Genomic DNA, 17,265 nt, shown 5'->3' with positions numbered 1-17,265 from the left:
ATTTCTTAATGGCCTCATGCTAATTCAAGTGGATAATGCCGTTTTCCATCAATAATTACCTTTTCCATTAGGCTTAATTTTATGTAAATTCATTTCACAACAAAACAAAACTTAGTGCGCAGTTAGAACATTATAAATTTTTCGGCATCATTGATTATATGCGTTTAAGGTGTATCATCTTTTTTAATAGCCGGGAATATCAGGAAACGCATTACGGCAGTGCCTAAAAGTATACCCGATACAATAATGATAAGCAATTTACTAAAAGGCATATCAATACAGTTATTGCCAGACCCGGCACCAAACCATGGGATACTGTCGGCAAGGTAAAGCCACATAAAAATGGTGATTACCAGTATATTAACTTCACAGATGAGGGTAATGATTACAGGCTTTTTCCATTGCCAGGTATCCCCAGAATTTTTTAAACAATATATGAGTATAACCGCCGTAGCCAGCGTTAGTATAACCCAGAATATATTAAAATACATAATAAGGCGGTTGTCGGGGTTTTCGGGCAGGCAGGGGTGCTCTAATACACGGTAATAAACCTGCAAAGTGCTTTTGATATATTCCCAGCCCGAAAGTTTTGTCGCGTGTTTAAGGTTGATCCTAGCCGAAATTACCGTATCTATCTTTAAAAATTTACTTGCAAGGGCATCCCACAACTCGCCATAGCCTTCGTCTGCACCCAGTGGCGATACCGCAACACCGCCAAGGCCGTTTTGCAACACAAAATCATACTTTTCATCAAGCGTATTTTCATCATCGTACCAAATAGCCCCGTTAACAATCCCATTGGCATCTTTAAGTTCTATTTTTGATGATGCGGCTACCTTATCAAATTCAACTGGCGAAAATTGGTATTTAGATCTGATCTCACTGTAAGGTATATATCTGTTAAACGTATTGACACCTGTTTTGATGTTGGTTTTCCATAACGTGCCATTATAGGGGAGCAGCAATATGAACTTATACGGCGGCACAACAGAGTTGAGGTACCTTGATACGCACGATTCAATGCTATAATCGCTTTCCTGGTGCAACGGCGCTATGGGGCCAAATTTAGTAGTTGTGCGCACACTAAAATCGATCAGGAAATTGTCTGTCAGCGAATCCAGCTTGTTAAGGTCATACGCGTGGCCCTGGTCAAAAGCGGGGATGGTTATATTAACGCTGTACTGTTTTTTACCCGATTTATACGCCTTGTTAAGCCTGGTAATAAACCTTACAAAATTGCCCGAAAGCTTTTTATTAAGATTACGGAAAGTGATATTAACACCATCTGCATTCCTTGACGAGAGCAGGTTGAGGGTGCTGTTCACCATATTATTCTGCGCTTCTTCGTTGGTTAAAAAGGCGGCAGTATTAATCGCATCGTCATTAAATACCGACAATATTACTTTATTCCTGGCGTACTGTACATCTTTTATAACCTCCAGGCTGTCCCATCCCGTAAAATTTTTGCTGTAGCCGGTTTTACCATTCAGAAAATAAGCAAAGTAATCGAGGGTGTTCAGCACTTTGAAATCAAAGTTCGCTGTATTGGTGCCATACTCATAAAAACCCCAAACATTTGCTTTTTGCCTTATCTTAACGGTATAATCTACGGCAGTGCTGTCATTTATGGTATCCCTAAATACCGATGGATGGTTGTAAATAGATCTTAAAAGTTTTAACTTTTTCTGTTTGGCTTCTTTCTGCTGTTCAATTTCCTTATTGTCTTTTAAAATAGGTACAAGTTTATCTATCAGCGCGTTAATGTATTTGGTGTTGGGGTCAGAAACCGGCTCGGGTGGTGTATTCGGATCAACTTTTGTGCCGTCGGCAGGCACCAATACTTCAATTTTCTGGGGCTTTTGGGCCTTGATTTCTTGGATGAGCTTCATCAAAGAGTCAAATTGCATCTTGTTAGATGCTGTAAGGTCGTTCTTAAGGTCGCCCAGGTCTTTTGTAGTAGTGATAGAAGAATCCCTTAACACCTGACCAATGATATCAATAACCCTTTTTTTCTCTTTTGTTAAGGAGTTTTTCCGAAATTTTAGTGCATTTGAAAGTTTTTTGAGCAGCCCGACAGTCTTGGCCGTGTCGATGGGAGCATAGTTGCCTGCCATGTGTTCGGTAGGGCTCACCTTATTATCTGCCCTTACAATAAAGACAACAATAAGAATAGCGAAAACAAAACTGAGGCAATGTTTTAACATGGAATTAATGCGTGATAAAGCGAGGTAAAGATTATTTAAAAAACTGTTATTAAAGCTATGTTTTTAATTTTTTTTTACTTAATGTTACAAAAAATATTAACGCATCGTAAAATACTTGCTTAAAATACCTGCAAGAACCTGTACAGTTAATGTTTTCGATCTAAAGACCTCCGACTCTAAATATTATTATATTATTAAAATATCGTTCAATTAACGATGTAATAAGATCTATATATCTTGTATGGAATTGCTATATAATTGTTGTTAAAATGATATTAGAAACGCTTACTTGTTTAACTGACGATATAAATGAATACTTCAGAAATAAGCTAAGGATAAATGAAGACAAAGTGGTGCTTTCGGGCATCATCAACCAAGACGGCACGATAGCGATACAGGGAGAAAACAAAATAATTGTTACGATAGTGAATATAGAAAAAGAAGTAACCGGTCAAAGTAATGCAGGTTCTGCAGGTGGGAGCTCTACATTTGCTAACCGGGCTACGCCGTTAAACATCAACCTGTACGTACTGTTTTCCTCTTACTTCAGCAGCGGTAACTATACAGAAGCGCTACGTTTCTTGTCTTTCACTATCGCTTATTTCCAGCACAAAAATGTTTTTACCCGCAGCAACACACCTGCGCTTGATGAGCGGATAGATAAACTGATCTTTGAGCTTGCCAGCTTTACACCAGAGCAGGTTAATAATGTATGGTCATCATTGGGGGCTAAATACATGCCGTCGGTTATTTATAAGATCCGCATGCTGAGCTTTGATGAATCCATTATCAGAGAATACAGGCCATCTGTTTCGGGTATCAATAGTGATAATGCTATCAATTAAGCCATGAACGTTGAATTTGATATATTAACTACCATCACCTTCGGCCATGAATATTTTGTGGGCGGGGGCTTTGATGCAATTGATATACGGCTATCAAACGAAACACAGTCGCGTTTCCTGGGGTTGGGTTTAATGTATAAGCCCACCAAAAGTGGTTTTCATATCCTATTTGACAAAAAGATTGCCGGGCGGCAGCGTACCCGCGAAGATATGTTGAAAGAAAGCCTGGTTTGCGAATTTAGGTTATTCTTAAAAGACACCGGTTTTTTCAACTATACGGCCGCAGTTCCCGCAGATGTATCAACCTCTGTTTACTATTTCAGCAATTTTTCTGACGATAAAAAACGCAAGATCTTTGCAGGCACATTGCATACGCAGGGTTTTGTATCCGAAAAAGACATTTTCCCGGCCGGTAGTTTTAAAGGCCAGCTTTTTATAAAGCCTTTCGGAATACTTGATCTTAAAATTGATGAGGCACTGCAAACTGCTTATGCGGTTAAGTTTGCGGCGCGGTCGTCTTATTGGCGGTACATCCTTGCCAGCGCGTACCTTACCGGGCTTAATAACCCTGCCGTTATAGGGCACAATGCTAACCAGCAATTTACCGGGCCGCACAAGTTAACCCTGCCCAATCAGAAGCAGGCGTTAGCTTTTGTATCTCCCGAGCCTATCCGGTTATCACGTTCTTCTGCCAATAGCTTTCAACTGGTAGAAAACTATGAGCCGGGTTCTGATAAATACAGGGTTGTGATGCGTATACTGCCCTTACCAGATAATAATTTGATCTCGCATCTGCCGCAAACAGATATAACCGAACCGAAAAAAGACTATTCAGAAATAATTATACATTAATTTAAAACCTTAAACCTTATCTCTATGGCATCAACGTTAATGACACCAGGTGTTTACATCGAAGAAAAAAACGCCTTTCCAAGTTCGGCAGTTGCAGTTGAAACGGCTGTACCCGCGTTTATCGGCTACACAGAAATAGCAGAACGCAACGGAAAATCACTTATATCAATACCAACCAGGTTAACATCCTTCGCCGAGTATGTAGAATCATTTGGTGGTGGTTTTAAATCCAGGTTCACACTTGCAGATCCGGATCCGAAGGTAAAATCAGAAACATTTAACCTGGCCGGCGTTCAAAAGCTGGTTAAAATAAATGATAAGAATACAGCCTACCTGTATAACAGCATCCGGCTATTTTTTGCCAATGGAGGGGGCCCTTGTTTTATTGTTTCTGTTGGTACCTACGGCGATAAGCCAGATGGGTTTGATATTTTAGCTGCAGACTTTATTGGTTCTGCAGATAAACCGGTTAGCCCGCTGCAACTGCTCGAAAAAGAATACGAGCCAACGCTGGTAGTTATACCCGATGCAATTTCACTAGGTGAGGATTGCTATACCACAATTTACACCGCTGTATTAAACCATTGTGGCAATATGCAAAGCCGTTTCGCAATACTTGACCTGGTACAGCAACAGCCTGATGAAGATACTGCCGTTATTGTAGATAATTTCAGGACCAAGATAGGGATCAACTATCTTAACTACGGTGCTGCTTATTACCCTTGGCTTAAAACATCTATTGTGCAGCCCGGCGAAGTGGATTTCGAAAATTTAGATGACGCTGTAGATCTTGAAACTATTTTACCTGAGGCAGCCGCGCAAGAGGTTGTAAATAAATATAATGCAAACAGCAAGACGCTTGCTTCTGACCTGGCAGGTTTAAAAGATCCTTTAGAAATAGCAAACAAGAAAATTGATATTCAAAACGCTAAAAGAAATTTCCACCTGGCATTAAAGGCTACTAGCCCAACCTATGCCAATATGCTCGAAGAAATTAGGAGCACGCTGAACGAATTGCCGCCTGCAGCAGCTATGGCAGGGATATATACACTTGTAGATAGCAGCAGGGGGGTGTGGAAAGCACCTGCAAACGTATCGCTTAACATGGTTAACGCGCCATCGGTAAGCGTATCAAATGAGGGCCAGCAAAACCTTAACGTTGATGTGATGGCCGGCAAATCTGTAAACGTGATCCGTGCTTTCCCGGGTATTGGCCCTTTGGTTTGGGGAGGCCGCACACTGGATGGCAACAGCCAGGATTGGCGCTATATTAATGTACGCCGTACCCTTATCATGATAGAGCAATCTGTTAAGCTTGCAACACGCGCTTATATATTTGAGCCGAATGATGCAAACACCTGGATAACAGTAAAAAGCATGATCAACAACTTTCTGGTCAATTTATGGAAACAAGGTGCATTGGCAGGTGCTGCGCCAGAGCAGGCTTTTGACGTACAGATTGGCCTTGGCGCAACCATGACAGCTACAGACATACTGGACGGAAAAATGCTGATCACAGTTAAGGTGGCTATAGTACGCCCTGCTGAGTTCATCGTAATCACCTTCCAGCAACAAATGCAACAATCTTAACTATTATCAATCTATATCTTATCACAATTTAAACTTTTTCAATTATGGCAGATGATGGCTCAGCCCAATCAGTAGCAACGTGGCCCCTCGTTAAATTCTCGTTCCAGGTTAAATGGGACGATGCTGAATTAATATTTCAGGAAGTAACAGGCCTATCTTCAGAAACCCAGGTAATAGAATACCGCGGTGGCAGCAGCAAGGTGTATTCTACAGTGAAAATGCCGGGAATCCAGAAATTCGGTAACATCACCCTCAAGAAAGGAATTTTCAAAGGTGATAAAGCACTATGGGATAAATACAACGCTATTAAAATGAATACCATTAAACGGTCGACCATTTTGATAAGCCTGCTTGACGAAACCAATGCGGTAGCCATGAGCTGGAGCCTTTTAAACGCTTTCCCAACTAAAATTACGGTTACAGACATGAAAGCCGACGCTAATGAAGTTGCGGTAGAGAGTATGGAACTAGCGCATGAAGGTCTTACTATAACCAGTTAACCTTAATGGCGCAATACTATCCTCCTGTTGGATTTTATTTTAAAGTTAATGTAATTGGCATAACGGGACAAAATGAGGGTAGTTTTCAGGAAGTAAGTGGACTTAACGTAAAAATTGGTGTAGATGAAGTGGTTGAAGGTGGTGAAAACCGCTATGTGCATCGCATGCCTACACGCCCTAAATACGAAAATCTGGTTTTAAAGCGGGGGATGCTTTTAGGTTCCCCGCTCATAACCTGGGCTACCCATAATATCGAAGAGTTTTCTTTTTATCCCAAAACCATCGTAGTTAACTTAATGGATGAGCAGTCGCGCCCGATTGCTACCTGGAAATTTATCAATGCCTATCCTGTTTCGATCAAAATATCTGATCTGAAAGCACAGGATAACGCCATTGTTGTGGAAACACTTGAGCTATGTTTTGATTATTTTGATAAAGTGAATTAACAATGCCGATAGAAATACGCGAACTGGTAATAAGGGTTGCTATTGAGCAGCCCCAAAAGCAGCATACCATTAATCAACGGGATATAGATGAGCTTAAAAACAAGCTTATTAAAGAATGCACAGAAAAAATATTACTGAAGCTTGATAACGTGTATGAGAGATAATACCCAAACCCTTATTAAATTAAAGATTCAGGCATTTAAAGATCCGCCGTGTAAATATCAGAAAGCCGGGGAGATAGACGCTTTTATAAATCCGTCTAAATATCAGCGCACATATAGCGTTATTTATTCTGACGATAAGGCGCTTGGAGCTACGGATTCAACCCAGGTATTTAAACGCATAGGCCAAAGCGACCTTACGTTATCTTTTTTTGTAGATGGCACAGGCATAGTACCCTTAGCTGCCAAGTATAAAGACGTTGATGATTACATTGATACTTTTACCAACCTGGTTTATGGCTTTCAGGGTAATATCCACCGGCCATTTTACCTGTTAATTATATGGGGGAGGTTAACCTTTACAGGTGTATGCTCTAAGCTCGATGTGACATATAACTTATTTACACCAGCGGGTAAAGCCTTAAGGGCAACTATAGACATCACTATTACCCAAAGTAAAGATTATAAGACCAAAGCTAAGGAAGCTGCAAAATCATCACCAGACCTTACCCATGTACGCACGGTTAGAGCCGGCGATACATTGCCGCTGATGTCATACCGCATCTATGGCGACAGTTCATACTACATGGAAATAGCAAAAGCTAATGGCTTAAGCAGTTTCCAGGCTATTAAGCCCGGCGACCAGATCTATTTTCCACCAATTAAAAAATAACATGCCCCCTAAATCGCCAGCGGATATAGAAAACCCCACCTTAATGCTCACCATTAAGGTTAACGGATCTCCTATAAAAGATTATTATCCTATAAATTCTGTTAATATAACACACGAGATCAATAAAATATCCTTTGCAGAGATAGTGCTGTTAGATGGTTCTGTAGAAACAGGTGATTTCCCCATCAGCGACAGCAACGATTTTATCCCAGGTAATGATATTGAAATAACAGCCGGGTACGGCAGTGATACAGAAAAATCGATCTTCAAGGGGGTAATTGTTAAACAGGGTGTACAGATCAATTCATCAGAAGCTTATAACCTCATCATTACCTGCAAGCACAAGGCGGTAAGCATGACGTTTAACAAAAAAGAATCTGCCTTTACCAACAAAACAGATAGCGCCATCATCAAAGCTATTATAGATACTTATAGTTTAACTGCAACTGTAGATAGCACCACGCCGCTGATGGAAAGCACTTTTCAAAAGCTGGCTACTGATTGGGACTTTGTTTTATCTCGTGCGGAGTTCAACGGTTTCATTATTACTTTCGATGGCGATAAGATGACCATAGGTAAGCCCGCGCTTAATGGTGAGGCTGTTTTACGTGTTGCATTTGGCGAGTCTATCATTTCTTTTAATGCCGAATTGAACGCTGAAAAACAGGCACCCTCTCTTGAAGCTACCGCCTGGGATATTAAAAACCAGGTATTGCTAAAATCTACAGCCGCCGAACCCGCTATAAATTTGCAGGGTAATTTAACTGCCAAAAGCTTATCGGGTAAATTACAGCAAACCAAGCTGAGCCTTAATTCGGTTACACCTATGGCACAAGATGAGCTTAAAGCGTGGGCCGATGGTAATTTACTGCGGATGAGGCTCGGCGCACAAAAAGGCCAGGTGAGCTTCGTGGGCAATGCCGCGGTTAAAGCAGGTAGTATTATTGAAATTGCCGGTGTTGGCGAAAGGTTCAACGGAAATGCCTTTGTATCGTCGCTTACGCATCAGATAGCAGAGGGCGAATGGCTAACCAATGTGAAATTTGGCCTTGATAGCCGCGCGGTTTATGAAAGGATGAACATATCTTATCCGGCAGCAGCAGGGCAAATGCCTGCCATACATGGCTTGCAAGTGGCCACGGTAAAGAAACTGTTTGAAGACCCGGAGTCGCAGTTCCGCATCCTGATAAGCCTGCCATCAAATGCAGAGGCACAGGATGGCATTTGGGCCCGCATGGCAAACTTTTACGCCACATCAAGCGCTGGCGCAGGTTTTTTGCCCGAAGTTGGCGACGAAGTTATAGTAGGTTTTCTGGAAAGCAACCCTAAGTATCCAATTATACTTGGCGCATTGTACAGCAATGCTAAACAAGCAGTGGCAACACCTGCAGATAACAACAATTACATTAAATCGCTGATCACAAAAAGCCAGCTTAAGCTAAGCTTTGATGATGAAAAAAAGGTCATCATTATAGAAACACCGGGTGGCAATAAGATCACTTTTAGCGATGAGGCAAAGTCTGTAGAAATAGAAGACCAGAACAGCAACTCGGTAAAAATGACATCATCGGGCATTGATTTGCAGAGTGGCAAGGATATCAACATCAAAGCAACGGGTAACATAACACTTAATGCAACCGGCAAACTCAATCTTACTGCAACGCAGGATGTTGCTGTTGCGGGCTTAAATATCAGCAATACGGCAAATGTAGGCTTCACAGCCAAGGGAAATGCCACCGCCGAAATTTCGGCAGCAGGGCAAACAGTTGTTAAGGGTGCTATGGTAATGATCAATTAAACAGAACTTATGGGAATGATGGCCGCAAGATTAACAGATATGCATGTATGCCCTATGGTAACACCAGGCATACCGCCTATACCGCACGTTGGGGGCCCAATTATAGGGCCGGGCGCGCCAACGGTTTTGATCGGGAACATGCCGGCTGCTTTAATGGGTGATAATGTGGTTTGCGTAGGCCCGCCCGATTCTATAATTAAAGGCTCGGCAACGGTTATGATCTGTGGTAAACCGGCCGCGCGTATGGGCGATACCACTGCACACGGGGGCAATATTATATTAGGTTTCCCCACAGTTTTAATAGGAGGGTAATATGGCAGATGAATTAAAGTCTTTTTTAGGTACGGGATGGAGTTTTCCGCCGTTTTTTGACAAAGCAAATCATACCGTGCAAATGGTTTCTGATATTACAGATATAGAACAGAGCCTGCGGATTATATTGAGTACCACGCCGGGCGAACGCATCATGCAGCCCGAGTTTGGCTGCGGTTTGAAGTTACTGATATTTGAAAAAACAGATTCGACACTTATTGCCCGGCTTAACCATATTATATACCACGCGCTGCTGAACTATGAGCCACGGGTAAACTTTATAGATACCGAAATATTAAACCGCGATGACCTGGACGGTGTGCTAAGCATACAGGTAAATTTCAGGGTTATTATTACCAATACCCGGCATAATATAGTTTTCCCTTTTTACTTATTAGAAGGTACTAACGTTTCAACCCGATAACTTATCATGGCTACCGATCTTTTATCTGATATACTGGATGGTTTAAGCCAGGAAGAAAGGAAACTGGTAGCGCTTGCTACCGATAGCGTGAATATTGATGACAGGGATATTGCCGACCTGATGAAGTTTATGGCATCAATTTCAAACCAGGTAAATTATTACAATTCATCAAACCAGATAGATGGCGATTGGGAAAGTTTTTTTACTTCGGATATCAATGTGCTTATTGTACTGATTTCGAGGTTTGATCTTTCTGCGCATCTGAATAAATACGATAAAATAGAATCAGATATATACACAGCAGCCAGTGATGAAGAAACAATAGCTGCATTTAAAGAATTGTTTGCGTTTATACTGGATATAGCGTTGTTAATGATACAGTTATATGATAAATTAACAAAGGCGCAAAACCACAATCACATCACCACAGAGCTTACTTCTGTATTGGAGGGCTTCGGCAGCGAATTGATCAAGATAAGGTATTATAATTACCAGGCACGTAAATTATTCGGTGAAGAAGTTAAGATAGACATCCCGATAGCAGCCTACAAACCGGTGGACCCGTCAGAAAAAACAGTGATCGAAAATATCTTTGGAAAAGGAGATGTTACTAAAGAAAAGATCTTTCATGCCTTGCCTTACCTGCGTAAGATCTTTACCGATATACGCAGTAAATACAATCATTTTTTAGGGATCACCACCTTTTATATCAAGAACCATGACCTGGTGAACGAGCATTATAACCCTCACTTAGCGTTATGCATTGCATTTTTTCATCTTTATGGCCACCTGAAAGACCAGATAAACGAGATTCCCCAAATCCATCTTGACCATTACTACCGCAACATATTAGGGATAGAAATGCAGGGAGCACTTCCTGATAGTGTGCATGTGGTATTTGAACCTGATGCCGGCATTCAGCAGGTTCAAATTAAAGCAGGTGAACAACTGTTGGCAGAAGTGGCCGGTAGCGAAGAACCAGTTTATTTCAGCCTTGATGAAAACATTGTGATAACGCCTGCCAAAATCACAGAACTAAAAACGGTTTACATTGGTGCTTACACACAAATTTTTGACGAAACCGGCAAGGAGATCACCACCATGCAGGCTTATAAGAAAGAATATGCGCCCATAAAGCCGGGAGCAATATTAAAAAGCACAAAATCTATTGAAACATGGCCTTTGTTAGGCGAAGATCAGTATGAACTTTCTGAAGAAGCCAGGACAATGGAAAATGCAGAAACAGGTATCCTCGTTGCATCGCCCATATTGTACCTCAGCGAGGGGCGTAGAACAATCCACCTGAAATTTCACCTCGAAAGCCAGTCTTTTATAGACATTACAAATTGGTTTCAGAATTTTGCGGCGTCCACCGGAAAAGACACACAGGCTGCAGCTTATGAATTATTGTCGAATGCGTTTATTATTAATTTTACGGGAATTAACGGCTGGCAAGAAATAAAAAGATACAGTGTAAAACTGAACTATCTGGATAAGCTCCTTGAAGTAATTGCAGAACTTAACCCCGATGATCAGCCGCTTGTTAGCTATAACGCAAGCATTCATGGCGGCAGTTACGTGCTAAACTGGCCGGCAATAAGGCTTCGGCTTAATAATTATGCTGTTTACCACCCGCTGGCTTTTATTAAGAACAAGCGGATAGAACGGGTAACAATCAGGGTGCAGGTAAAGGGTGTTAAAACAGTAAAGCTGCAAAATAATATTGGCGCGTTAAGCGCGGCCAATGCGTTTCAACCGTTTGGGCCACAGCCTACCATGGGCAGCTATTTGGATATAAAAAACACCAATATTTTTAACAGGCATACCCGCAATTTTTCTATTACGCTGGAGTGGATAGGTTTGCCCTATAATACGGGTGGATGGAAAAATTATTATGAAGCCTATCATACCGGTATCACCAATGACTCATTCCGGGTAAAGCTGAGTACCATTACGCAGGGGGTACATAAACCGCGCGCGCAACAACAATCTTTCGGCCTGTTTGAAACTGAAACAGAGGCGGATGGAACAGAATTACTTTCGGATTATACCCAACTTAAAGATATCGATATAAAAAGGCTTACATTTTCAAATAAGCCTTTATTAGAACAGGAAGCTTTAATAGCCGATACATTTTTCACTGATGGTTTTGTAAGGCTCGAGCTTACAGCCCCGCAAGATGCTTTCGGGCACCAAACGTTCAGCAAAATATTCCCGGAAGCGGTACTGCACAATTCTGGCAGATTCAATAAAAAACAACCACTTCCTAACCTGCCATACATGCCGGTTATTAAAAACATCAGCATAGATTATGTGCTCGAACATTCTGAAGCATTGCAGGCTAATTCTGATACCGAGAATGAAGACAATGGGTTAAAAATGATCTATGAATGCCCGTTCGGTTATGCGTCTGGCTATCCCGACGAAGATTTGGAGGCTTACTTTTTGATGCCAGTTTTTGAAATGGAGAATAACCTTTACATAGGCATTAGAGATGTATTACCACAGCACGAGCTTTCCCTGTTGTTTCAGTTAGAAGAAAAGAATTTTTCGTCTATAGATGAAGATCCTGAGCTATTGCAGTGGAGCTACCTGGAGAATAACAAATGGATAAACTTCGCAAAAAAAGACATTTTGCGTGATGCCACCAATAATTTTACCCATACCGGCATAGTCAGTATCATAACACCGGCTGCTGTTAAAACAAACAACACGCTACTAACGCCGGGCTTGTTTTGGATAAGGGCAGGGGTGCGCGGTAGGTGTGACATCAAATCAAGGATGATCGGTTTATATACCAATGCAGCCACAGCCACACGCGTCATATCGTTAGATGATGCCAATAAGGATAGTTTTATCCTTCAGCCAGGTTCGGTTAAAGGGTTTATGCATAAAGTAAAAGGGGTGCAGAATGTTTACCAGGACTTTGTTTCTTACAATGGCCGGCCTGCCGAAACAAATGAGCATTACTACATCAGGGTGAGCGAGCGCCTGAGGCATAAACAACGGATGCTGAGCCCGCGCGATATTGAACAGTCTGTGCTGCAAAATTTCCCAGAGATACTGATGGTAAAATGCATACAGCCGGAAGCAGATGACGCTAACTTTTTGAACGATGGGTGTTTAAGGGTAGTACTTATTCCCGAACAGGCGGATAACAGCCTATTTACCAGTATAACCCCCAAAGTTAACCTGGCAACACTTTATAAGGTAAAAAAATTTCTCACGGATACGGTATCTCCATTCATAAGGGTACAGGTAGAAAACCCGGTTTATGAACGGATAAAACTAGTTTTCAAAATTAAGTTCAACGGTGATACCGGTTTGGATTATGGGATGCTTACCGTTAAATTAAATGATGATATTAAAGAATATCTGTGCCCGTGGATGTACGCGTCAGAGTCGGTATTTAAGGTTGGTAAAGAGATCTACATAGCCGATATTCTTAATTTCCTGAAAAATAAAGCTTACATATCAGATATTACAGGCTTTTCTGTTGTGCATTTTTTTAATAAGGAAGGCCCAGATCAGGATGAAGAATATGCAATGATCAAGGATTATGCTAAAGATTCGAGCGACTTCATAAAGGGTTCGGTCCCCGAGGCCGTATTGATACCGGCAGAACATCACTTGATCGAGATTATGGATGAGCCCAGGTATGCTGAACCAGAAAACGTGGGCATCGGGAAACTGGCCGTGGCCGAAGAGCTTTTGATAGCAAGCAGCGGCACACACTACCATAAACAGCCCGATAAACCAACAGAAGAATACTTTAACCTGATAATTTCTCATCATATACAACCTAATTAAAATGGGAAAAAAAGCAACGAAACAAAGCCAGAGCCGTGAGCAATTAAAGGATTATTTCAGGAACGGTAAAATACCTACCGAGAAGCATTACGCCGATCTGATCAATTCAATGGTGCATAAGATGGACGACGGTTTCTCTAAAGATGAGGAGAACGGCCTGAATGTATCGTCATACGAAACGTCAAGAAATCTGGTCTCTTTTTATAAAGACATCAATGAGATCGATCCTTTTTACATTATTTCTAAAGATGAACCCGATCCTAACTGCCTTAAACTGCAACCCTTTAACAACGCACCGGGTAAAAAAAATATTGATAACACAAGTTTCTTTTTCCATACAAACGGGAAGTTTGGAATAGGCAAAAAGTGCGATGATAAATATAAAACCGAGGTAAATGGCTTCATAGGCATGCAGGGCCGTATCGGCACCTATAAAACAGGTACTAAGCCTGCCAATGGCGAGTGGCATACCATTATTGACAACCTTGATAACTGCCAGGCTTTTGAAATTGTTGCCCGTACCGGCAAAATGGGCAGCGGTAAATTTGCGGTTATACATGCAACTGCTGTAAGTGCCTATGGGCCAAAGGGCAGTAAAATACGGAAGAACAGCAGCTGCAGGGGCTTTTTCTGGAATAAGATAAACCTGAGATGGAAAGGCACTACCCATAACTACAGGCTGGAAATGAGGACCAACAGCCATTATGCAGATGATGTTGATATTTACTATACCGTTACCAAATTGTGGGATGATACCATCTTTTTAAACAAAGAGGAGATCTATTGATGAGTTTGCTTAAACAAGTTCCAAAATACGGATGATCAAGCCTGTTTCCATAGAAAAAAAGAACCTGGGCATGGCCATGGATTTCGCGGCATTGAGGGAACATGGTATTAAAATGATCCAGCAGATGTGCGGCGACGTTTGGACCGACTATAACCTGCATGATCCCGGTGTTACCATACTTGAACAATTATGCTTTGCCATTACAGACCTGGCTTACAGGACAAGCTTCCCGTTACCAGACCTGCTGTCTGACAGGAATGGTGTGGTAAACTATGAAAAGAATTCATTTTTCACAAAAGACCAGATACTTACCAGCAACCCGGTTACCATTAATGATTTCCGGAAAGTAATTATTGATGAGATAAGCGAGATTGATAATGTATGGCTTTACCCGGTAACCTCATCACTCACAAAAAATTCTTTAAAAGGCCTGTATAAAATTGTAGTGCAGGTAAAAAGGGATGTAGCCAACAATATTTTAAACGGTACTGAAACCGAAGAGCGGATTGCAGACCTGGTGCGCGGTTGTTTTAACGATAAAAGGAGCCTTTGCGAAGATATGCGCCAGGAGATAGTTATACTAAAAGCGATTAAAATAACTATCGAAGCGGATATCCAGATCAGCAAACAGCTGGTGCCGGAAGAAACGCTGGCCCATATTTATCGCCAGATAGAGCGCACCATTAACATGCCTGTGAAGCATTATTCTGAGAAGGAACTGCTTGACAAGGGTTACCCAATAGAAAATATCTATTCGGGCCCCATACTTAAAAATGGCTTTATACCCGATAGCGAACTTAAAGAAAAGAGCAAGCTGATAGACCCTGCAGAACTCAGCAAGAATATCTCGCAGATAAACGGTGTGGTGTCTGTAAAAAAATTGATTGTAAACGGCGGGGATAATAACAATAATAGTAAGCCCTTTGCCATTGACCCAAACAGATTTTTATTATTTGACATTAAAGCATCCGAACCGCTCATAAAACTGTACAGCGACAACTACGAAGTACCTATGAGAAATTCTGTTTTCAGAAGCTTGCTGCAAAAGATAAGAGAATCATCAGACCGGGGCTTCATAGCTTCCATCTATAAAAAATTAAGCCAGGGCGTAGATGGCACTTTCCGTAACCCCGAAGCATATTATTCTATCCAATATCTTTTTCCGCATATATACGGCATTGGCGAAGAAGGGCTGGTACATAGCGAGCCTTCATTCAGAAAAGCGCAGGCAAAGCAACTCAAGGGGTATCTTTTATTTTTTGAACAGATCATAGCCAACTATCTGTCGCAGCTGGCAAATATTGGCGAGGTTTTTTCTAATGAATACAACAGGGATTCAAAAACCTATTATAGCCAGCCACTATACAACCTGCCCGGTGCAGAACATCTTTTCAAAGCGTTTACAGATACAAAAGCTATTAATCCGGCTTACCGTTGGGATAACTTTATAAACGAGGATGAAAACGCGTATACAAAAGCGTTAAATAGTACTGTAGAAACCGATGAAAGCGCAATTAACCGGAAGAATGTAATGTTTGACCATTTACTGGCAAGGTTTAACGAGTTTCTGATACCCTATCCCTTAAAATTATATACAGCACTGTATACGCCTGATGATGATACCGGAAACGCAGAAAGGGAACTGGAGTGGAAATCTGGTATACTTAAGGATATTGCCAACATTGGTTATAACCGCGCCATATCATTCAACTACCTGAAGAATGCTGATGACCAAACAGACCGCCGCGATTTTGTATGGAAAATGAACCAGTTGCTATATACTACGGCAGCCAGCAACATCAAACCTTTTTCGGAAGCATTAAATACTGACATGGTACGGCTTGAAAAAGCAAAAAAGGCCACCCATCAGCCAGTGGTATCTGACGACAGTGAAGAAGCAAACTGGGTATTAGACATGCCCAGAATCGTTCTATCAAAAAACGAGGTCGAAAAGATGGTTACGCTTGGCTTGTTGAAAGATGATGCTGGACAGGCTGATTCCTTTTCTTTCAATAACCAGGAAATATCTGTATTAAAATATGCACTTGATATAAAGAATTACCGCATCGGGCCAGGTCCCTCAATTGCAAACGGCCATTTGCTGATGTACAAGCCGCCACATCAAAAAATATGGTCGGTTATCAGCAAACATGCAGACAGTGCTAAGGCGATAATAGCAGCTAAAAACCTTATCGGGTTTCTTAAAGACATTAACATACAGTCAGAAGGGTTTTATCTTGTAGAACACATCTTGCTACGACCGTACCTGAATGAAAAGGCGTTCGGTTTTAAGTTTCATAAATCTAAGAATGAGATTTTGCTTGCCTCAAAATCGTTTTCCTCGTTTGAATCGCGTGAGGAGCTAATTACAGATATTGTAAAGTCGGCGGCAGCGCATAGCAGGGACGAAGTATTTAGCTTGTGTAACCCCGGGCATATCAAAGAACCTGTATTAACTGCCGAAGCATACCAAAAGCATTCGGAGCTGATGTCATCACTTGTTAAGTGCCATGAAAACCACAACCATTCTTACCCATGTTTTGAAGGAGTGATTAGGGCGGATAACGATCTCGTTGTAAGTGAAAGCTTTTTTAACTTTCGGATAAGTATCGTATTTCCTGCATGGCCTGCGCGGTTTCAGGACAAAAGTTTTAGGGACCATGCCGAAAAATTGTTCAGGCTTCATATCCCGGCGCATATTACTCCGCTTTTCAAATGGCTGGGCATTGCAGAAATGAAAGCCTTTGAACCACTATATTTTGACTGGCTTAATTTTTTAACAGCCTCTGAAGGTGCAAATAAAAATGCAAAAGCAAATTTGATCAGGTTTTTGGCCGGTGATGGTAAATCAGGGTTGTAATTA

Annotated in this window: 14 protein-coding genes; 13 read left to right on the top strand and 1 reads right to left on the bottom strand. The window is 41.5% G+C overall.

All coding sequences use genetic code 11. The features are described 5' to 3' along the window. Window positions 1-164: 164 nt before the first annotated feature. Complete coding sequence (locus RG47T_RS09545; protein WP_074489206.1) at window positions 165-2,204, bottom strand: glycosyl hydrolase family 18 protein; 2,040 nt, start codon at window positions 2,202-2,204, stop codon at window positions 165-167. 269 nt (window positions 2,205-2,473) lie between these two features. On the opposite strand from RG47T_RS09545, the gene RG47T_RS09540 reads away from it, so the two are divergent. From RG47T_RS09540 to RG47T_RS09485, 13 genes are read left to right on the top strand one after another with little or no spacing between them, the layout of a single operon-like run. Then, entirely contained in the window at window positions 2,474-3,049 is a 576-nt protein-coding gene (locus RG47T_RS09540; RefSeq protein ID WP_074489205.1) for a Pvc16 family protein, read from the top strand. Between the two features lie 3 nt (window positions 3,050-3,052). Beyond that, entirely contained in the window at window positions 3,053-3,901 is an 849-nt protein-coding gene (locus tag RG47T_RS09535) for a hypothetical protein (protein ID WP_074489204.1), read from the top strand. A gap of 24 nt (window positions 3,902-3,925) precedes the next feature. Continuing rightward, the gene (locus tag RG47T_RS09530) at window positions 3,926-5,491 is read left to right on the top strand and encodes a phage tail sheath family protein (protein WP_074489203.1); all 1,566 of its coding nucleotides are present in this window, start codon (window positions 3,926-3,928) and stop codon (window positions 5,489-5,491) included. Between the two features lie 44 nt (window positions 5,492-5,535). Then, window positions 5,536-5,991, top strand: a complete 456-nt coding sequence (locus tag RG47T_RS09525) for a phage tail protein (RefSeq protein ID WP_074489202.1) — start codon at window positions 5,536-5,538, stop codon at window positions 5,989-5,991. Window positions 5,992-5,996: 5 nt separating this feature from the next. Then, window positions 5,997-6,437 (top strand): phage tail protein, encoded by a 441-nt coding sequence (locus tag RG47T_RS09520; protein ID WP_074489201.1) that lies wholly within the window; start codon window positions 5,997-5,999, stop codon window positions 6,435-6,437. 2 nt (window positions 6,438-6,439) lie between these two features. After that, the gene (locus RG47T_RS26055; RefSeq protein ID WP_171972504.1) at window positions 6,440-6,601 is read left to right on the top strand and encodes a DUF5908 family protein; all 162 of its coding nucleotides are present in this window, start codon (window positions 6,440-6,442) and stop codon (window positions 6,599-6,601) included. Beyond that, complete coding sequence (locus tag RG47T_RS09515) at window positions 6,591-7,271, top strand: CIS tube protein (RefSeq protein ID WP_074489200.1); 681 nt, start codon at window positions 6,591-6,593, stop codon at window positions 7,269-7,271. The genes RG47T_RS26055 and RG47T_RS09515 overlap by 11 nt, the downstream gene beginning before the upstream one ends. 1 nt (window position 7,272) lies before the next feature. Beyond that, the gene (vgrG, locus tag RG47T_RS09510; RefSeq protein ID WP_074489199.1) at window positions 7,273-9,069 is read left to right on the top strand and encodes a type VI secretion system tip protein VgrG; all 1,797 of its coding nucleotides are present in this window, start codon (window positions 7,273-7,275) and stop codon (window positions 9,067-9,069) included. Between the two features lie 15 nt (window positions 9,070-9,084). Further along, the gene (locus RG47T_RS09505) at window positions 9,085-9,381 is read left to right on the top strand and encodes a PAAR domain-containing protein (RefSeq protein WP_216351032.1); all 297 of its coding nucleotides are present in this window, start codon (window positions 9,085-9,087) and stop codon (window positions 9,379-9,381) included. Window position 9,382: 1 nt separating this feature from the next. After that, the gene (locus RG47T_RS09500; protein ID WP_074489197.1) at window positions 9,383-9,805 is read left to right on the top strand and encodes a GPW/gp25 family protein; all 423 of its coding nucleotides are present in this window, start codon (window positions 9,383-9,385) and stop codon (window positions 9,803-9,805) included. A gap of 6 nt (window positions 9,806-9,811) precedes the next feature. Continuing rightward, window positions 9,812-13,615 carry a baseplate J/gp47 family protein gene (locus tag RG47T_RS09495; RefSeq protein WP_074489196.1) on the top strand — a complete coding sequence of 1,268 codons (3,804 nt, stop codon included), beginning with the start codon at window positions 9,812-9,814 and terminating at the stop codon, window positions 13,613-13,615. Window position 13,616: 1 nt separating this feature from the next. Further along, window positions 13,617-14,402, top strand: coding sequence for a hypothetical protein (locus tag RG47T_RS09490; protein WP_074489195.1), 786 nt, complete (start codon window positions 13,617-13,619; stop codon window positions 14,400-14,402). Window positions 14,403-14,433: 31 nt separating this feature from the next. Further along, the gene (locus RG47T_RS09485; RefSeq protein ID WP_074489194.1) at window positions 14,434-17,262 is read left to right on the top strand and encodes a baseplate wedge protein; all 2,829 of its coding nucleotides are present in this window, start codon (window positions 14,434-14,436) and stop codon (window positions 17,260-17,262) included. The last annotated feature ends 3 nt before the right edge of the window (window positions 17,263-17,265 follow it).

This window comes from Mucilaginibacter polytrichastri (genome assembly GCF_001911425.1).
Classification (GTDB): domain Bacteria; phylum Bacteroidota; class Bacteroidia; order Sphingobacteriales; family Sphingobacteriaceae; genus Mucilaginibacter; species Mucilaginibacter polytrichastri.
Note: the sequence above shows the minus strand (reverse complement) of the source record. Positions and strands in the feature narration are given on the sequence as shown.